The sequence below is a fragment of the Candidatus Omnitrophota bacterium genome (assembly GCA_030650275.1).
Lineage (GTDB): Bacteria > Omnitrophota > Gorgyraeia > Zapsychrales > Fredricksoniimonadaceae > JACPXN01.
Genome location: JAUSEK010000008.1, coordinates 48867 through 66251, shown reverse-complemented (window position 1 = coordinate 66251; position 17385 = coordinate 48867). Strand labels below are relative to the sequence as shown.

The 17385-nt window shown below is 55.5% G+C and carries 18 protein-coding genes, 2 tRNA genes, 1 other RNA gene and 1 pseudogene; all 22 read right to left on the bottom strand.

The features are described from left to right. On the bottom strand, positions 1-639 hold the full coding sequence (gene plsY, locus Q7K71_02690; protein ID MDO8675009.1) for a glycerol-3-phosphate 1-O-acyltransferase PlsY: 639 nt from the start codon (positions 637-639) through the stop codon (positions 1-3). Continuing rightward, positions 605-1183 carry a CDP-alcohol phosphatidyltransferase family protein gene (locus tag Q7K71_02685; protein MDO8675008.1) on the bottom strand — a complete coding sequence of 193 codons (579 nt, stop codon included), beginning with the start codon at positions 1181-1183 and terminating at the stop codon, positions 605-607. Before Q7K71_02685 ends, plsY begins: the two co-directional genes overlap by 35 nt. Before the next feature lies 1 nt (position 1184). After that, positions 1185-1490 carry a hypothetical protein gene (locus Q7K71_02680; protein ID MDO8675007.1) on the bottom strand — a complete coding sequence of 102 codons (306 nt, stop codon included), beginning with the start codon at positions 1488-1490 and terminating at the stop codon, positions 1185-1187. Next, complete coding sequence (lepB, locus tag Q7K71_02675) at positions 1487-2128, bottom strand: signal peptidase I (GenBank protein ID MDO8675006.1); 642 nt, start codon at positions 2126-2128, stop codon at positions 1487-1489. The genes Q7K71_02680 and lepB overlap by 4 nt, the downstream gene beginning before the upstream one ends. Before the next feature lies 1 nt (position 2129). After that, on the bottom strand, positions 2130-3920 hold the full coding sequence (gene lepA, locus Q7K71_02670; protein MDO8675005.1) for a translation elongation factor 4: 1791 nt from the start codon (positions 3918-3920) through the stop codon (positions 2130-2132). Continuing rightward, on the bottom strand, positions 3917-4588 hold the full coding sequence (gene cmk / locus Q7K71_02665) for a (d)CMP kinase (protein MDO8675004.1): 672 nt from the start codon (positions 4586-4588) through the stop codon (positions 3917-3919). Before cmk ends, lepA begins: the two co-directional genes overlap by 4 nt. Next, positions 4578-5450 (bottom strand): prephenate dehydrogenase, encoded by an 873-nt coding sequence (locus Q7K71_02660; GenBank protein MDO8675003.1) that lies wholly within the window; start codon positions 5448-5450, stop codon positions 4578-4580. The genes cmk and Q7K71_02660 overlap by 11 nt, the downstream gene beginning before the upstream one ends. A gap of 1 nt (position 5451) precedes the next feature. Further along, positions 5452-6468, bottom strand: a complete 1017-nt coding sequence (aroF, locus tag Q7K71_02655) for a 3-deoxy-7-phosphoheptulonate synthase (GenBank protein MDO8675002.1) — start codon at positions 6466-6468, stop codon at positions 5452-5454. Continuing rightward, entirely contained in the window at positions 6465-7544 is a 1080-nt protein-coding gene (gene hisC / locus Q7K71_02650; protein MDO8675001.1) for a histidinol-phosphate transaminase, read from the bottom strand. Before hisC ends, aroF begins: the two co-directional genes overlap by 4 nt. After that, the gene (pheA, locus tag Q7K71_02645) at positions 7541-8608 is read right to left on the bottom strand and encodes a prephenate dehydratase (protein MDO8675000.1); all 1068 of its coding nucleotides are present in this window, start codon (positions 8606-8608) and stop codon (positions 7541-7543) included. The genes hisC and pheA overlap by 4 nt, the downstream gene beginning before the upstream one ends. Next, on the bottom strand, positions 8608-9231 hold the full coding sequence (scpB, locus tag Q7K71_02640; protein MDO8674999.1) for an SMC-Scp complex subunit ScpB: 624 nt from the start codon (positions 9229-9231) through the stop codon (positions 8608-8610). Before scpB ends, pheA begins: the two co-directional genes overlap by 1 nt. Further along, entirely contained in the window at positions 9231-9857 is a 627-nt protein-coding gene (ruvA, locus tag Q7K71_02635) for a Holliday junction branch migration protein RuvA (GenBank protein ID MDO8674998.1), read from the bottom strand. Before ruvA ends, scpB begins: the two co-directional genes overlap by 1 nt. Before the next feature lie 46 nt (positions 9858-9903). Next, positions 9904-10392, bottom strand: a complete 489-nt coding sequence (gene ruvC / locus Q7K71_02630) for a crossover junction endodeoxyribonuclease RuvC (GenBank protein ID MDO8674997.1) — start codon at positions 10390-10392, stop codon at positions 9904-9906. Between the two features lie 12 nt (positions 10393-10404). After that, positions 10405-11166 carry a YebC/PmpR family DNA-binding transcriptional regulator gene (locus Q7K71_02625; GenBank protein MDO8674996.1) on the bottom strand — a complete coding sequence of 254 codons (762 nt, stop codon included), beginning with the start codon at positions 11164-11166 and terminating at the stop codon, positions 10405-10407. Positions 11167-11195: 29 nt separating this feature from the next. Then, positions 11196-11528, bottom strand: an RNA gene (gene rnpB, locus Q7K71_02620) — RNase P RNA component class A. Positions 11529-11588: 60 nt separating this feature from the next. Beyond that, positions 11589-11912: pseudogene (locus tag Q7K71_02615) on the bottom strand (ribonuclease HI family protein). Continuing rightward, complete coding sequence (locus Q7K71_02610) at positions 11909-12634, bottom strand: C4-type zinc ribbon domain-containing protein (protein MDO8674995.1); 726 nt, start codon at positions 12632-12634, stop codon at positions 11909-11911. Before Q7K71_02610 ends, Q7K71_02615 begins: the two are co-directional and overlap by 4 nt. Before the next feature lie 15 nt (positions 12635-12649). Next, positions 12650-12727: transfer RNA gene (locus tag Q7K71_02605), tRNA-Val, on the bottom strand. Positions 12728-12916: 189 nt separating this feature from the next. After that, positions 12917-12990 (bottom strand) — tRNA-Ile (locus Q7K71_02600). Positions 12991-13265: 275 nt separating this feature from the next. Then, positions 13266-13946 (bottom strand): type I 3-dehydroquinate dehydratase, encoded by a 681-nt coding sequence (locus tag Q7K71_02595; GenBank protein MDO8674994.1) that lies wholly within the window; start codon positions 13944-13946, stop codon positions 13266-13268. Between the two features lie 14 nt (positions 13947-13960). After that, positions 13961-15556, bottom strand: coding sequence for an RNA polymerase sigma factor RpoD (gene rpoD / locus Q7K71_02590; protein ID MDO8674993.1), 1596 nt, complete (start codon positions 15554-15556; stop codon positions 13961-13963). 40 nt (positions 15557-15596) lie between these two features. After that, positions 15597-17381, bottom strand: coding sequence for a DNA primase (dnaG, locus tag Q7K71_02585; protein ID MDO8674992.1), 1785 nt, complete (start codon positions 17379-17381; stop codon positions 15597-15599). Positions 17382-17385 lie beyond the last annotated feature (4 nt).

The following is a 17385-nucleotide window of genomic DNA, read 5'->3' as shown; positions in this document are numbered from 1 at the left end:
TTATTTGTAGAAAGGAAGTTTGACGCGGGTTTCTTTGCCCTTCGCCAGCCGGGAGATGTTGGCCTTATGGCGCAGGACGATGAAGACGCACAACAGGATGGCCGTGGCCTGGATCGGGAACGGCGCGCTAAAGGCCAGTGTGAAAAGAGGGAAAACCGTCGCGGCACAGATGGAAGCCAGAGAAACGTAACCGAACGCCAAAAAGATCGTGAGCCACACGGCCAGGGTAAGCCCGAGCACGGGACGCACTCCGGGGATCTGCACAGCCAGGCCTATGATCATGCCTAAACTGGTGGCTACACCCTTGCCCCCCTTAAACCTTAGAAAGACCGTCCAATTGTGGCCGACAACTGCCGCAAGACCGATCATCACCAGGGCCATCGGGTCATGGATGCCAAAGGCCCGCGCCACCCATACCGTCGGGACTACACCTTTGAGAATGTCAATAGCCAAAACCACGGTGCCCGGGCCTTTGCCCAGCACGCGAATGGCATTGGTCGCGCCCACATTTTTGGAGCCATGCTCGCGGATGTCGATGCCTTTAAGCCAGCGGCCGAAAATATACGCCGTCGGGATGGCACCGATAAAATAAGCGACCAATACGCTAAGGGCGAGCAACAGGATTTGCGGGAGTTCCATTGATGGTCTTGATCCCTTCCTTGATGTAAATGATGCCGGACACCACGGTCGCGATCAGCGCCGCGTACCAGAACACGACGGTGAATCGCAGCTGCAGGAATATCCCCAGCACGCACAGGATCTGCAAAAAAGCGGTGAACTTGCCCGAACGGTTGGGCTGGATATCCAGACGTCCGGTGGTGAACTGGATGATCATGCTGCCGACAAGCAGGATCACGTCGCGGCTGATGATGGCCACAACGAACCACAACGGAAAAGCGATATCGTCAAAATAATCCCGCTGGATGTACAAACAAACAAAAGCGCTGATCAACAGCATCTTGTCCGCCAGCGGGTCGAGAATGGCGCCGGCGCGGGTTTTCTGACGGCGGGTGCGGGCGATATACCCGTCGATGACATCCGAGATCACAGCCGCCAGAAAAAGCCCCAAAGCCATCCAGCGCAAATGGGGGCTCTCCGGCGACATGGACAGCGTCGCCACAATAAAGAACGGCACCAGCAGGATCCGTCCGACGGTGACTTTATTAGCGAAGGTTAGGGCCATCTCATTGCACCGGTTTTAACACAGCCCCGCATTTAGGGCATTTTGTCAAATTGCCACTGACCCTTGTCCCGTCCACAGGGCAATACTTGACATCGCCGGGCCGCGGGTTAAACGCCCCGCTGATCGCCTCAACAGCAGAACGGGCTTCGGGATCAACCGAAGGAACGCTCCGGCATCCGGCCAATAAAACCAACGTCATACCCGCGAAAGCGGGTATCCATTTTCTGGATTCCCGATAAAAATCACCGCCTTTGGCGAGATCCCGTCCGTAGGCGGGACATTCGGGAATGACAATATTTCTTTTCATTGAATGAATCTCACCCGATCGAAAGGCCAGAAGATGAGATCAGCCCTGCCCACCACGTCCTCGGCCGGAACAAAGCCCCAATACCGGCTGTCATGGCTGGAAGCGCTATTGTCCCCCAGAACGAAATAATGTCCCTGGGGAACAGCGACCGACGTCGTGCCATAATCCCCCCGGTTGTAATAATAAACGTTCTTGATGCGCGGATCATCCACCATTTGCCCGTTGATGAGGATATTGCCGTCCTTGATCTCAACGGTTTCCCCGGGCAAAGCGATCAGGCGTTTGATGAAATCCTTGGTGCGGTCATTGGGATAACTGAACACGATCACGTCCCCCCGCCGCGGCGCGCCGAAACCGGGCAGGCGGACCTTGACCAACGGCTTTAAGGCATCCGGCCACTGGATGTCAATGACGGACCTTAAAAAATCCGGCGAGTGGATCTCCGGCAAAAGGTTGGGACCATAATGCCATTTGTCGACGAACAAATGGTCCCCCTCAATGAGGGTCATGCGCATGGACCCGCTGGGAATTTTAAAGGGCTGGATGAAATAACTGCGGATGAACGCGGCCAGCACCAGCGCGATCAGGACGGATTCGACCCATTCTCTAATAACACTCTTGGGCTTGACGTGTGACATATTATATTTTCAGCGCGGCCAGGAACGCTTCCTGCGGCACTTCCACCTTTCCGATCTGCTTGAGTTTCTTTTTGCCTTCCTTCTGCTTCTCCCACAATTTGCGTTTGCGGGTGATGTCCCCGCCGTAACATTTGGCGGTCACGTTCTTGCCGGCGGATTTGATGCGGGCGCTGGAAATGATGCGCCCGTCGCAGGTGGCCTGGATGCGTATTTCGAACAATTGCTGGGGGATCAATTCTTTCAATTTGCTCACCAGCCCCAGGCCCTTGTCATAAGCGCGGTCTTTGTGCACCATGCAGGAAAACGCGTCGCAGGCCTCATCATTGATCAGGATGTCCAGACGGGTGATCTGCGCCGGGATATATTCTTTGAAATCATAATCAATGGAGCCGTAACCGCGGGTGGCGCTTTTGATCAGATCATTGAAATCCACGATGACCTCGGAAAGCGGGATGTCAAAGATGATCTTCATGCGGTCGCCGACAAACTCACTTTTTTGAAAGACCCCGCGCTTGCGCTTGGCCAGTTCCATGACCGCGTCCATATAGGTCACCGGCGTAAAAATGGACACGGCCAGAACGGGTTCTTCAATGCGGCCGATCTCAGAGCCATTGGGCAGATCAGCGGGGTTTTCCAATTCCATGACACTGCCATCGCGCTTGATGATCCTGTAGCCGACATTGGGCGTCGTTAAAATAAGGTTCAGATCATATTCGCGCTCCAGGCGTTCCTGCACGATCTCCATGTGCAAAAGCCCCAAAAATCCGCACCGAAACCCGTGACCGAACGATTGCGATGTTTCATGTTCATAGACAAAGCTGGGGTCGGACAAACGCAGTTTGTCAATGGCCTCGCGCAGGGCCGCGTAATCCCCGGCATTGACCGGATACACGCCGCAAAAAACGAACGGTTTTAACTGGCGGTACCCTTGCAAAGGCTGCAGCGTCGGACGGTTGACTTCGGTAACGGTGTCCCCCGCGCGCACTTCCTTGGGATCATGCAGATTGCAGGTGATGTAGCCGACCTCGCCGGCAGACAGTCCTTTGACCTGCCGGATGTCGGGACCGAAGATGCCGACCTCCTGGATATCAAATTCCTTGCCCACGTTCATGAACCGGATGCGCACGCCGGGCTTGACCTGCCCGTCGAACAAACGGATGTAAATGATGATGCCTTTGTAAATGTCATACTTCATGTCAAAGATGAGGGCCTTGAGCGGCGCTTGCGGGTCGCCGTCGGGCGCGGGAATGAACGCGACGATCTTCTCAAAAAGACCGTCGATGTTGATGCCTTCCTTGGCGGAAACCAATTGCACGTCTTCTTCTTTGAATTTCAGGATGTCCCTGAACTGGCGTTTGGCCTCGTCAATGTCCGCGTTGACAATGTCGATCTTGTTGAGGACCGGCAGGATCTCCAGGTTATTATCAATGGCCAGGTAATAATTGGCGATGGTCTGCGACTCCACGCCCTGCGTGACGTCAACCAACAGCAGGGCCCCTTCGCAGGCGCGCAGGGATTTCTCCACTTCGTAAGAAAAATCCACATGGCCCGGGGTATCAATGAGGTTAAAGACGTAGGTCTTGCCGTCTTTGGCCTTGTACTCAATACGGACCGCCGAGGCCTTGATGGTGATGCCGCGCTCGCGCTCCAGGTCCATGTCGTCGAGCATCTGATTGCGGAATTTGCGCTCATCGATCGCGCCGCTGAACAAGAGCAGACGGTCGGCCAGCGTGCTTTTGCCGTGGTCAATGTGGGCGATGATGGAAAAATTGCGGATGAGTTCCTGATTCATCGGGATATGTGGCGCATGATCTTGTCCACCGTGGTCTCGACGGTCAGGCCCGACGAGTCGATGACAATGGCGTCCTTGGCTTTTTTTAAAGGGCCGATGGTGCGGGAAAGATCTTTGTGGTCACGCTCTTTCATGTCCGCGCGCAGCTGGGCCTTGTCCACCGTCTTATGGGCGACCTTCAGGTCCCGCAGGCGGCGCTGCACGCGTTCCTCAAAATCAGCATCCAGATAAAATTTGTAATCGGCTTTGGGAAAAACCACGGTCCCCAGGTCCCTGCCGTCGCCGACCAAAGAACGCTTAAGACCGATCTGTCTTTGGCGGGCCACCAGGATCTTTCTGACTTTAGGGGCCCGTGCCGCGTAAAAAGTATTGTTGGTCACCTGGATCGTGCGGATCTGGCGCGACACGTCCACCCCGTCCAGGGTGACATTCAGCGTGCCGTCGGGCATTTCCTTGAAATCAATGCGCGTGCGCTTAGCCAAAGCGGCCAGCGCGTTTTCATCGGCCAGGTCAATGCCGGCGCGCAGGCCTTTGAGCGTCAACGCGCGGTACATGGCCCCGGTGTCCAGATAAGAGATCCCCAACCGCTTGGCCAGGGCCTGGGCCGCCGTGCTTTTGCCGGCGCCCGCAGGCCCATCGAGCGTGATGGTCAAACGTTTAGCTGCCATGGGATTTTTCAATGCGTTCGCGCCTGGCCTTGGCCTGACGGAAAAGCTCGACCAGGGCCTCACGGTCTTTGCCGACGATCGCCTTGCGCATCACGGCGATCGCGCGGACCATCTCATCAAGGGACTTAAGGACATGTTTGGGATTGGACAAGGCAATGTCCCGCCACACCTCGGGGTCCGAGGTGGCCACACGGGTGGTGTCTTTGAGCCCCTGCGCCGCGTATTCCAAAAACTGGTCGGGAATGGCCTTGATGATGGCGAACGCGGACAGATGCGGCAAATGGCTGACATAAGCAAGGGCCTCGTCGTGTTCATGGGGCGCCATCATTTTCACCTGGCAACCCAACTGCCCCCAAAAATGTTTCATCTTGTCCTTGGCCAGGCGATTGGTCTTCTCCGTCGGCGTCATAATGCAAACAGCGCCTTCATAAAGCTTATCGCTGGCACAGGCCGGTCCCTTTTTCTCTGAACCGACCAGGGGATGCGAACCGACGAACAGCACCGAAGGATGCAGGACCTTCTCGGCCTTGTCCACGACAGCGGCTTTGGTGCTGCCCACATCGGTGACAATGACCCCGCCGCGCCTGAGATCTTTGCCCAGAATATCCAGGGTGTCCAGAATTCCGGAGATCGGAGCGGCGAGCACGATCAGGTCAGCACCGTTGATGCCTTTTTTGAGGTCCATGGTGCTTTCGTCAATGGCTTTTACATCCACGGCTTCGCGCAGGGACGTTTCGTGCCGGCCGATGCCGATGATCTCTTTGGCCAACCCGTGTTTTTTGATGGCCAATCCTAAGGACGCGCCCATGAAACCGGCCCCGACGATGGCGACCCTGCGGAACAATTGTTTGCGGATGAACATGTTAAATTTCCCTGTCCACGGCCTGGGCCACGCGCCGGCAGGACACCATGAGTTCCTGGAATTTGTCCGGCCTCAATGACTGGGCCCCGTCGGAAAGCGCCTCTTCGGGGTTGTCGTGGACCTCCACCATGATCGCGTCGCATCCGGCGGCAATGCCCGCGCGCGCGCCCGCGGCCACGTATTGCCAATGGCCGGTGGCATGGCTTGGGTCAACCACCACGGGCAAATGGGTGAGTTTCTTGGCCACAGCCACCGCGTTGACGTCCAGAGTATTGCGGGTGGAGGTCTCAAAGGTGCGTATGCCGCGCTCACAGAGCATGACGTCAAAATTGCCGTTGGCTAAAAGATATTCGGCGGACATGAGCCATTCTTTCACCGTCGTGCTCATGCCGCGCTTGAGCATCACCGGCTTTTTGATCAGGCCCACTTCCTTTAAAAGCGCGAAGTTCTGGATATTGCGCGCGCCGATCTGCAGAACATCAACATATCTGGCGACCAGGTCAACCTGACGCGTGTCCATGACCTCGGAGATGGTGCACAGCCCTGTTTCCTTGCCCACCCGCTGCAGGATCTTCAGGCCCTCTTCGCCCAGACCCTGAAAATCATAGGGCGAGGTACGCGGTTTGAAAGCGCCGCCGCGCAAAACCGTGGCCCCCAGGGCCTTGACCTTTTTGGCCACCGACAACAGCGGCTCATACCCTTCCACGGAACAGGGCCCGGCCATGACCACGATCTTCTTGCCTCCGACGGCGACTCCGCCTTTAAGTTTGATGACCGTGTCCTGTTTTTTGAATTCGCGGGACACAAGTTTATACGGGGCCAAAACCTGCATGACCTGGTCCACGCCGGGAAACACTTCCAGCGGAATGACCCGCAAGGCATCCTCCGGCCCGATGAACCCGATGACCGTGCGCTCGACCCCGCGGGAAATATTGGACTTCAGGCCCAATTTGCCGGCCCGATCAACGATGTGCTGGATCTGCGCCTCGGTGGCGTCCGGATTTAAAATGATGATCATAAGATCGCTCCCAATGTCTTAATGAACCGTTTATTCTCGGCCGATGTCCCCAAAGAGACACGGATATACCCTTTTAATCCCCACGCGCTCATGTCGCGCACGATGACGCCTTTTTTCAAAAGCGCCCGGGCCGCTGCCGCACCGTCCCCTGTGCGGACCAAAATAAAATTGGTAAAACTTTCAATGTATTCAACTCCCAGGGCCGTTAAGGCGCGGTACAGAAATCGGCGCTGGGCCTCAATATCGTCGGCGATCCTGGCATAATAAGCGCGGTCCTTTAAAGCGGCAACAGCCGCGCTCTGGGCCAAGGCATTGACGTTGAACGGCTCGCGCACGCGGTTTAAAATATCGATCACCGCCGGCTGTGCCACGCCATAACCCACGCGCAAGGCCGCCAGACCATACATCTTGGAGAAGGTGCGCGTGACCACCACATTGGGGTGTCCGGCGATCAAGCGGATACCGTTGGGATAATCCTTGGCGCGGACGTATTCAAAATAGGCCTCATCCATGAACACCAGAACGTCGCGCGAAACCCCTTTGAGAAACGCTTTGATCTGTTGGAGGGTGACATAGGTCCCTGCCGGATTATCGGGATTGCCGATAAAAACGATCTTGGTGCGTTTGTTGACGGCGCGTTTCATGCCCTCCAGATCGTAACGGAAATTTTTAAGCGCGACTTCCCTGACCCTGGCCCCGGCGATACGGGATGCAAGATCGTAGACCAAAAACGACGGTTTGGCGATAACAACCTCGTCCCCCTCGCGCACGAAGGCCCTGACCGCCATGACAATGATCTCATCCGACCCGTTGCCGAAGACCAATTGCCCGGGCACAACACCCAGACGTTTGGCCAGAACACGGCGCAGTTCATAACAATTGCCGTCGGGATAACGGTTGACGTCCCTGGCCGCCCGGGCAATGGCCGCCAACACCTTTGGCGAAGGCGGATAAGGGTTCTCGTTGGAGGCGAGTTTGATGACGCTTTTTAAGCCCAGTTCCCGCTTAACGTCGGCAATGGGTTGACCGCCCACATAGGGCTTGACGGACAATATGCTTTGGCGCGCGACCTTCATTGGTCCAATGCCGGATAAGAGCCCAGGATCTTCATAAATTTGCACATCCCCTCGAGCTGGCCGAGGGCGCGGGCCACGGCCTTGTCCTTCTGGTGGCCTTCGCAATCCACGAAGAAATAATAATCCCAGGCCTTCTTTTTTGAAGGCCGGGATTCTATCTTGGTCAGGTTGATCTTATTTTTATAGAACGGTGTGAGCATGGCATGCAAAGCGCCGACCTTGTCCTTGATGGAGAAAACCAGCGACGTGCGGTCGCGGCCCGTGGGCCCAGCGTCCGCCTTGGACAGCACAAGGAAACGTGTGATGTTATGGGCGTTATTGTCCTGGATATTTCTCTTAAGGATCTTAAGCCCATACACCTGCGCCGCTAATTCCGAAGCAATGCACGCCGCATTCTTCTTCTTGGCTGTTATCTGCGCGGCCCTTGCTGAAGAAACGGCATCGATCAATTCCGCCTTAGGCATATTCACCATAAGCCACTGACGGCATTGACCGAATACTTGGGGATTAGAATAAATTTGCCTGATCTTGTTCATGGATACGTTCGCCAGAAGATGATGAGCGATGGGCATCAGGGTCTGCGAACATATTTTCAGATCAGAATCAACCAGCATGTCGAATGTGTGCGTTACGGCGCCTTCATTAGAATTCTCGACGGGTACAACACCATAATCACAATCACCATGCTCAACCCGGTTGAAAACATCCGGAATGTTGTCACAGGTGATATATTCAACGGACCGTCCGAATTTTCTTAAAGCCGCCATCTGTGTATACGAGGCCTTTGGCCCTAAATGAGCGATCCGCAAAGACTTTTCCAAAGACAAAGAACCGGACATGATCTCCCGATAGACCGCCTCCAAAGATTGCTTTGACAGCGGGCCTTGATTTAACCCTCTGATACGGGCCAAAACCTGTTTCTCGCGTTCAGGCGCATAAATAGATCTCTTGTTCTTAAGCTTTTCTTGACCAATGGACAAAGTAATGCCGGCGCGCTCGTTAAGAAGCGCGACGATCCGGGCGTCCAAAAAATCTATTTTCTTACGCAAATGGGTCAAGTCCATTATTTTTGCTCCTCTTGGGTCACGCGTGACTGACCGCTCGTTTCCTGACCGGCGGCTTCCAGGTTCATTTCCTCCCCGATCTCCGGCTGTAACGGCAAAGACAATGCCTCGATCTTGGGGATGTCCTCCAGCGACTTCAAACCGAAATATTCCAAAAATTCTTTCGTGGTGCCGTACAAAAACGGGCGGCCCGGCACTTCCCTGCGGCCCACGATCCTGACAAGCCCCTTGTTCAAAAGATGCGCGATAGTCCCGTCGGAATTGACCCCGCGGATGGCCTCCACCTCGCCGCGGCCCACCGGCTGTTTATACGCGACAATGGCCAGGCATTCCAGGGCCGGACGGGACAATTTTTCCTTGGTGCGCGTCTTGTAAAACTCGCGGATGTAAGATGCCGCGTGGCTGTTGGACAGCATCTGCCAGCCCCCGGCGATCTCAACGACGACCATGCCCGCGTCGCGGGCGGCATATTCATCCTGCAATCGGCGCAGCAGGTCCTCAAGGACGGACGGCGTCAATTGGGGAAAGACCTGTTTGAGCTGGTCTAAAACCACCGGCTTGTCGCTGACGAACAACAGCGCTTCCATGGCGCTTTTGTAATGCTGATCTTCGGGCTGTTCCATCACACCGTGGTCCTTTGTTTGTAAATTTCGTTCAACAATTCCTGGGACGTTTGTATCTCTGCGGCGCGTTTGAGGGCCGCCTCGATCATGGCCTCGGCTTCCGGGCGCTTGTATTGCAATTGCAATAAGATGGCCAACGCTTCCTCTTTCAGGCCGGCCTTTTGCGCCCCAACGGGCTCAGAAACCTTGTCGCGCATGAGCGTAAAGCCGCCCATCTTGCCCTGCAGTTTGGCGACGATCTCCTTGGCCCTCTGCAAACCGATGCCGGGCAGGGTCCTCAAATACGCGGTGTCGCCCCGGTCAATGGCCTGGGCGATCTCGCCGATGCTTTTGTTCAGGGCCTTGACCGCGGCGCGCGGGCCGATACCTGAAACCTTGATGAATTCCAGGAAGAAATCCCGCTCAAGTTTGTTGAAAAAACCCACCAGTACCGGTGAAGCGCTGGACGGGGACACCTGTAAATAATGATACGTAATTAGCCGGACATTGCCATCGCTATCTTGGTTTTCTTGGACCCTCTGCAGCACAGACAACGGTACCAGCACCTCGTAACTCAAAGCCCCGCAGGCGATGACGAGGGTATTGTCTTTTGTCTCCGTGACCTTTCCTGCAATGGCGGAAATCATGATTAACCTCAATAAAGGTCATTCTGAGGCCATAGGCCGAAGAATCTCAGAACAATTTGAATTTCAGCATGTGCGCGTGACCCAGGGCCAATGCCAGCGCGTCGCTGGCATCCAGCGCCATTTCGGTCCCTTCGATCCTCAAAAGCCGTTTCACGAAGGCCTGCACCTGCAATTTAGTCGCGTTGCCGTTGCCGACCAGCGCTTGACGCACGCGCTTGACGCTGTATTCAATGAGCGCGACCTTGTGCTGGGCCGTGCTCAAACAAATGACCCCGCGCACATGCCCTAAAACGCAAGCCGTCGTGGGGTGTTTGGTATGGGCGTATAATTTTTCCAGGACCACCACGTCGGGTTTGTGGGCCGCCAGCAACGCGCCGATATGCTGATGGACACGGGCGATGCGTTCGGCAAAAGCGGCTTTGGGGTCGGGCTCAATGGTGCCGGCCTCAAGGACCCGGACGCGGGCCCCCCGCCCCAAGTCGATCACCCCATAGCCGGTGGCTTTCAAGCCCGGATCAACGCCTAGGATCCGCATAGAACGCTTTCTTTAGTCAGTATGATCGGCGGTGACCTTAGCCATTTCCTCATCGGAAATATCAAAATTCGCGTAGACGCGCTGGATGTCTTCGTGATCTTCCAGCGTTTCCATCAGATCTAAAATGTGTTTGGCGTCATTGCCTTCCACCTTGACCGTTGAGCTGGGGATCATGGTGATCTCCGCGGTGGCGGTCTCGATCTTCTTGGCTTCCAGGGCTTTCCTGACCGCTTCGAACACGGACCAGTCGCAAATGATCTCGTAAGAATCATCTTCGGTCGTGATATCCTCCGCCCCGGCATCCAGCGCCGTTTCCATGACCGCGTCCTCGCTGGCCTTGGATCTTTCAACGGAAAAATAACCTTTTTTGGAGAACAAAAACGCGGTGGCTCCGCCGCCGGCCATGGACCCGCCTTTTTTATTCAAAATATTGCGGATCTCCGCCGTGGTGCGGTTCTTGTTGTCGGTCAAACCCTCGATGAGCATGGCGACACCGCCGGGACCGTACGCGTCAAAGACAACATTTTCAAAGACAATGCCCGGGATCTCACCGGTGCCTTTTTTAATGGCGTTCTCGACGTTGTTTTGGGGCATATTGTATTCACGGGCGCGGGCCACAGCCGCGCGCAGGCGGAAATTCGTCTCCTGGTTCCCGCCTTTTTCCTTGGCGGCCGCGGTGATCTCCTTGCTCAGCTTGGTGAACAACATGCCGCGCTTGGCGTCTTCCGCGCCTTTTTTATGTTTAATTTTTGCCCATTTTGAATGTCCTGACATGCGAATGACCTCCCTTGGTGATGATCAAAAAATAAAGCAAATCATAAGCCGAGTTCTGTTCCCCTTTTGACAGGGGGATGGCCATTTGACTAACATCCCGCCTTGCGGCGGGATATCTGGCAGCCTACCCGGGAATGATAGCGAGGCGGATCACCTCATCTTCCCCTATTTGGCATTGCTCCATGCAGAGATTGCTCGTTTCACCCGCCCCGCCATAGGCGGGGCGACTCGTCTCTGTAGCTCTGATCCTCTTCCGCCGTTTTCAGGCAGAGGTCCCGCATTACCGGGATGCATTATCCTTCGGAGCTCGGACTTTCCTCTCCGACGCCAAAGGCATCGGAGCGGCCATCCTGATTTGCTTTAAGAGCCCTGCGGGCCAGCCGGTCGGCGCGCGCGTTTTCTTCACGCGGTACGTGCACAACTTCAACCGATCTGAACCCTGAATACAAATGTTTCACTTGATCAAAGAGCGGTTTGATATGGCCGTGCTTGACGGCATACTGGCCGTTCAATTGCCTGGCCATCAACTCGCTGTCCGTCTTGACCAGGACATCGCGCGCTTTTAATATCAAGGCCTCCTGCAGCGCGTAAATGACAGCCGTGTATTCGGCGATATTATTGGTGGCCTCGCCGATGACTTTGGAAATTTCCCTGATGACAGCGCCATTTTTGGTGATGACCACACCGATGGCCGCGGGGCCGGGGTTCCCGGAACATCCTCCGTCGGTAAAAATGACCAGTTTCATAGGTCGTCCGGAAGGTACACGATCCGGGCGCACATGTCGCAGGTCACGATCTGGTCGCTGCGTTTGATCTGGTCAATGCGCTGCTCGGTCAAATGCATGAAACACCCGCCGCAGGCGTTGTCCACGACCGGCACAATGGCCAGGCCTTCCTTGTTTTCCAGGATGCGCTCGTAACGCCCCAGCAGGTCAGGACGCACGTCCGGGGTCAGCCGGCCGCGCTGGGACTCCTTGACCTTCATCTGGTCCTGGGCAATGGCGATATCATCCTCGATCTTCTTTTTCCTGACGGCAAATTCTTTTTCGTGGGACGCGACAAGGGCGCGCTCGGCTTCCACGGCCTTGCGCGCGGCTTCCACCTGATCAAAGCCCAACAGGATCTTTTCCTCGATCAACGATTTGTCGGCCTTGATGCTTTCGATCTCTAAAAGTTTGATCTGATATTCCTTATTGGTCTTTAACTGCAGCAATTGGCCGTCGGCCTTGACAATGGCCTCTTCCTTGACCTTCAATTCCCCTTCATTGTTCTTCTGCGCCAGCTGAATGGCTTTTAATTCCTCTTCCCGTTGTTTCAATCCTGCTTTTTTGGCCTCGCATTCGGCGTCAAGCGCCTCGATCTCGGCGGGCTTTTCGCGCAGCTGGACCTTGAAGCGGTAAACCTCGACGTCCATCGCCTGCAATTCAACCAATCTTTTGATCTGGTCTTTGACTGAAATGGTCGTCACGCGTTGTCCTCTAAATGGTGGACTCAGTAGGACTCGAACCTACGACTTCTTCCATGTGAAGGAAGCGCTCTAACCAAACTGAGCTATGAGTCCGTCGTTCGCTCACAAAAACTTCGTTTTTGTTCGTCTCACTCCCCAAAGGGGCTCTGCCCCTATGGCGCTCCCCCGCCTCAGCGGGGTCGCTGTTACCCCGAAAGCGTGGGGGAAGGTTTCCCCCACACCCCTTTCACGTACTCGCTCTTCGAGCTCGTCCGTTATTCCTGGGTATGTAATTCTTATATGTGGGCCCACCAGGACTCGAACCTGGGACCAAGGGATTATGAGTCCCCTGCTCTGACCGACTGAGCTATGGGCCCTCGTTCGCCTAGCCAATTGCTTCGCAGGGCTCACTCTCCATCAGGGGAACCATAGGTTCCCCTTCTGGCGCCCCGCCGTTGGCGGGGCTGTCACACCCCTCCGTCAAACTGATCCGCATGCTTAAGGGGAAAAGATTTTTCCCCTTAACAACCCCTTTTCATCCCGCCAAAGTCGGGATGTCGCCCAAAAATAGTCCTAAAACGATACCATAACGCCCATGTTTTTTCAATACATTTTGCTTGGGGCGCAAGGGCTTGGGGCTAAATAATTTATATTATTTGAAGTAGAGTTTCAGATGGCTCTGGAGGGTGTGGATATCCACCTGGCCCGGGGCTTTGGGAGTGCCCAAAAAGGTATACACCCAGCGGCTGCCGGCCAAAGGCAGAAGAAGACGGGATACAGCTCCCCACGGCCCCAAGGACATGGTGACCAAAGGGTGTTTTTTGTTGTGAAGCGTGAACTCAAGCAGTCGGAGAATGTCACCGGACGAGCGCGCCCAGGCCGCGATCTTGACCATGTCCGCCCGGGTGCTCAACGCTTTTTTGAGGATACCGTCCAGGCGATGCGGGGTCTGGCGGAAATCATGCGCCGAAACCACGACCTTGGCGCCTGCCTTGCGCGCCAAAGCCACAACCTTAGCGCATAAAGGCGAACTTAACTCCACATCCACCCAATCCACAGCCGGAATGAACTGTTCTAAAATTTCCCATTTGGCCGCATCGGAAAATTCTTTAAGCGCGCCTTCCTTCTTTTGATTACGCACCGTCAATAACAACGGGATGCCGAGTTTGCGGCGATGCGCGATCTGCCGGGCGACATGATCAGGCGCGCGGCTTTTGAACAGGTCCACGCGCAGCTCCAAAAGACCAACGCCCAGCTTGGCTAACTGGGCGTTGGTTTCCTGGTCGGTAATGACTAAAACGATTTTTGGTTTCATAGCGTACGGGCACGGCATGCCGTGCCCCTACATTAAATGCTGACTTCCCCGTCCTTGGCAGCCATGTCCAAAAAGGACTTGATGCGCCGGGAACGCGTGGGATGGCGCAATTTGCGCAGGGCCTTGGATTCGATCTGGCGCACGCGCTCGCGGGTCACGTTGAATTCCGCCCCCACCTCTTCCAGCGTGCGGCTGGTGCCGTCCATGATGCCGAAGCGCAATTCCAAAATTTTGCGCTCGCGATCATCCAAAGAAGACAGCACCGAGGTGATCTCCTCTTTGAGCATGGAATGCAGCGTGGCATTGGCCGGCGACACCGCCTTTTTGTCCTCAATGAAATCACCGAAATGCGTGTCCCCCTCGTCGCCGATGGGTGTCTGCAAAGAGATCGGCACCTGCGAGATCTTCAGGATCTCTTTGACCTTGCTGACCGGCATGCGCATTTCCCTGGCGATCTCCTGCGCCGACGGTTCGCGGCCGTATTCCTGCACGAACACGCGCGAAACGCGGATGATCTTGTTGATCGTTTCCGTCATGTGCACCGGGATGCGGATGGTGCGCGCCTGGTCCGCGATGGAACGGGTGATGGCCTGACGGATCCACCACGTGGCATACGTTGAGAATTTGTAGCCGCGCTTGTACTCAAATTTTTCCACGGCGCGGATCAGGCCCATGTTGCCTTCCTGAATGAGGTCCAAAAACGACAGGCCGCGGTTGATGTATTTCTTGGCAATGGACACGACCAGGCGCAAATTGGCCTCGACGAGCAGTTTCTTGGCCTTATTGAAACGCGACTGGCGGTACTTGATCTCGCGCAGCTGGTTTTTCACGCGCTCGACGGGCTCGCCCAATTCTTTGAACAGCGCGGCCTTCTGTTTCCTGAATTCCGCGGCATTGGCCTGTTTTCTCTTGGCCTTGAGCATGCGGTCAATGCGGTCGATCTGTTCAATGATCTCCTGGATCTTGATGACAATGTCTTCATTGACCGTGGACGTCAGTTTGAACTCGGCAATGGATTTGGCGGAAAGGTCAGACCCCACGCGGGTATGGCGCACGTGTTCCAGGATCTTGGCCAGATCTTTGACCAGGCGGCTGCGGCGCTCGAGCTCATCCTTGATCACGTCTTCCGCGTTGATCTCTTCGCGCAGGACCTGGTTGATGATGGCAATGGCCTCTTTGCGCGCGAAATAGGTCTTGAACAAGGCCTCGGCGAAACGGATCTCCGCCTCTTCAATGCGTTTGGCCAAAGAGATCTCTTCCTCGCGGGTCAAAAGCGGAATGGATCCCATCTGCTTGAGGTACATCTTGACCGGATCGTCGAGCGGGATGAACTTGTCGGAATAAACATCATCCTCCTTGTTCTCCTCGCGCAGGCGGCGCACCTGCTGCTCGCGGCTTTCCTCGGGAGAGTCCTCCGCGATGATGGGGGTCTCTTCGCCGGCATCCACGACCTTGATGTCCTTGCCGTCTAAAATATCAAAGACCTGGTCAATGTCCTCGGAAGAGTCGATGGCGTCGGACAGGGTCTCGTTGACCTCTTCATAGGTCAAAAAACCCTTCTTCTTGCCCAACAGCACCAACTTGTCCAGGTCTTCCTGGAATTCTTTTTCTTTGGCCGGTTCTCTCATTTTAACCTCTGCTCGTACGGGCGGGGTCACCCCGCCCCTGCTACTTTTTAATAAGCGCATTGAACTCTCCACGCAATTGATGGATCAATGATGTATTTTTTTGGGCCTCGGCCATCGCAATGGCCTGGCGCAACTGGTCCCTGTGCTTGTCCGTGTGGGACTTTTGGATCTTGGCCACGCAATCCTTGAACGCTTTCTTGGGATCTCCCAATTTCTTTTCATCCTGGCTTAACAGCCGTGCTACAAGCGCCTGGGAGGACACGTCATGGATCAGGGACAAAAGATCATTGCCCGACCATTCCGACGCTTCAAGGCTTAAATGCCACATCGCCTCAACGATATCGCGCGCGGCCACGGAAAAATCCCCCGGACTTAAAACATCCCGGGCCTGGGCGACCCACGAGGGGTCGGACAAGAACAAGGCCAGCAGCATCTCCTCCGTTTTGTTGACTCTGGAGACCGCCGGAACAGGCGCGAAAACGGGCGCGGGCGATGAATACGGCCGCGGCAATTTCTTGGCCTGGTCCAAAAGCACCTGCTGGGGGATCGCAAACCTCTGGGCCAGTTCTTTGGTCAACTCAAACTTGACGACTTCGTTCTTGTGGCGGCCGATGGTGCCCAGCATCTCCTGGCATATTTCTGAACGGCCCTCGACGGTATCAGCGTCATGATGGGCTTTCAGCCAGTCCAGTTTATAATCGAACAGGGACTGGGCCTGACCTAAACGTTCATAAAATGCCTCAATACCGAATGACCGTATGAATGAGTCCGGGTCTTCGTCCGCTTTAAGCTTGACCACCTGCGTGTTCATTTCCTCGTCGATCAGCAGGTCCAGACTGCGGATGATCGCCGATTGGCCCGCGGGGTCCGTATCAAAGAGCATGGTGACATTGGGGGTGTAGCGGCGGATCAGGCGTATTTGCTCGACGGTCAATGCCGTGCCTAAAGAGGCCGCTATGTTCTGCACCCCGTGGGTGAAAGGCGTCACCATATCCATGTACCCTTCCACCACGATGAGACGGTCCAATTTCCCGGCAGCAGCTTTTGTCAGATGAAGGCCGAACAAGTGCCGGCCTTTGGTGTAAACCGGTGTTTCGGGAGAATTGATATACTTGGCCCCATCATCGCCGCTCATGCCTGCCTGCCGAGGCAGGGCTCGTCCGCCGAACGCAACGGGACGGGACTGAATATCAAAGATCGGGAACATCACCCGGTTACGGAACCGGTCGTAAAAACCGCTTTTATTCTCACGGGCGACGATCAAACCCGCCTGCTGCATCACATCAAGGCCAAGCCCTTTGGAGGTCAAATATTTTAAAAGACCGTCCCAATCGCCGGGCGCGAACCCCAACTGGAACTGTTTGGCCGCGTCCAGGTTGATGCCGCGGTTCTTTAAATAGTCACGAACGGCTTGTGTTCCCGGATCACGCCCCGTCAACAGCGCCTGGTGAAAAAATTGCAAGGCCAGTTCATTGGCCTTATAAATATCGTCGCGGACCTTCTTCGACGGGCTTTGGGCGTCCGCGGCCGTTTCGGGGACCGTCACCCCGACCTTGGCCGCCAAAAACCGCACGGCCTCGGGGAATTCAAGGCGTTCCTGGCGCATCACAAACCCGACAACATTGCCCCCGGTACCACAACCGAAACAATGAAAGATCTGTTTGTCCGGGTTGACGACGAAGGACGGCGTCTTTTCATGATGGAACGGGCAAAGCCCCTTAAAATTACGCCCGGCTTTCTTTAGGACCATGTACTGCCCGATGGTCTCGACGATGTCCGAACGGTCGATGACCGCCGTGATGATATCATTGGGGATCAAACCCATAACT

What these genes read in the sequence shown, in the direction of transcription:
- plsY (MDO8675009.1), bottom strand. Translation starts at nt 639, where the DNA reads ATGGAACTCCCGCAAATCCTGTTGCTCGCCCTTAGCGTATTGGTCGCT.
- Q7K71_02685 (MDO8675008.1), bottom strand. Translation starts at nt 1,183, where the DNA reads ATGGCCCTAACCTTCGCTAATAAAGTCACCGTCGGACGGATCCTGCTG.
- Q7K71_02680 (MDO8675007.1), bottom strand. Translation starts at nt 1,490, where the DNA reads ATGAAAAGAAATATTGTCATTCCCGAATGTCCCGCCTACGGACGGGAT.
- lepB (MDO8675006.1), bottom strand. Translation starts at nt 2,128, where the DNA reads ATGTCACACGTCAAGCCCAAGAGTGTTATTAGAGAATGGGTCGAATCC.
- lepA (MDO8675005.1), bottom strand. Translation starts at nt 3,920, where the DNA reads ATGAATCAGGAACTCATCCGCAATTTTTCCATCATCGCCCACATTGAC.
- cmk (MDO8675004.1), bottom strand. Translation starts at nt 4,588, where the DNA reads ATGGCAGCTAAACGTTTGACCATCACGCTCGATGGGCCTGCGGGCGCC.
- Q7K71_02660 (MDO8675003.1), bottom strand. Translation starts at nt 5,450, where the DNA reads ATGTTCATCCGCAAACAATTGTTCCGCAGGGTCGCCATCGTCGGGGCC.
- aroF (MDO8675002.1), bottom strand. Translation starts at nt 6,468, where the DNA reads ATGATCATCATTTTAAATCCGGACGCCACCGAGGCGCAGATCCAGCAC.
- hisC (MDO8675001.1), bottom strand. Translation starts at nt 7,544, where the DNA reads ATGAAGGTCGCGCGCCAAAGCATATTGTCCGTCAAGCCCTATGTGGGC.
- pheA (MDO8675000.1), bottom strand. Translation starts at nt 8,608, where the DNA reads ATGGACTTGACCCATTTGCGTAAGAAAATAGATTTTTTGGACGCCCGG.
- scpB (MDO8674999.1), bottom strand. Translation starts at nt 9,231, where the DNA reads ATGGAACAGCCCGAAGATCAGCATTACAAAAGCGCCATGGAAGCGCTG.
- ruvA (MDO8674998.1), bottom strand. Translation starts at nt 9,857, where the DNA reads ATGATTTCCGCCATTGCAGGAAAGGTCACGGAGACAAAAGACAATACC.
- ruvC (MDO8674997.1), bottom strand. Translation starts at nt 10,392, where the DNA reads ATGCGGATCCTAGGCGTTGATCCGGGCTTGAAAGCCACCGGCTATGGG.
- Q7K71_02625 (MDO8674996.1), bottom strand. Translation starts at nt 11,166, where the DNA reads ATGTCAGGACATTCAAAATGGGCAAAAATTAAACATAAAAAAGGCGCG.
- Q7K71_02595 (MDO8674994.1), bottom strand. Translation starts at nt 13,946, where the DNA reads ATGCCGTGCCCGTACGCTATGAAACCAAAAATCGTTTTAGTCATTACC.
- rpoD (MDO8674993.1), bottom strand. Translation starts at nt 15,556, where the DNA reads ATGAGAGAACCGGCCAAAGAAAAAGAATTCCAGGAAGACCTGGACAAG.
- dnaG (MDO8674992.1), bottom strand. Translation starts at nt 17,381, where the DNA reads ATGGGTTTGATCCCCAATGATATCATCACGGCGGTCATCGACCGTTCG.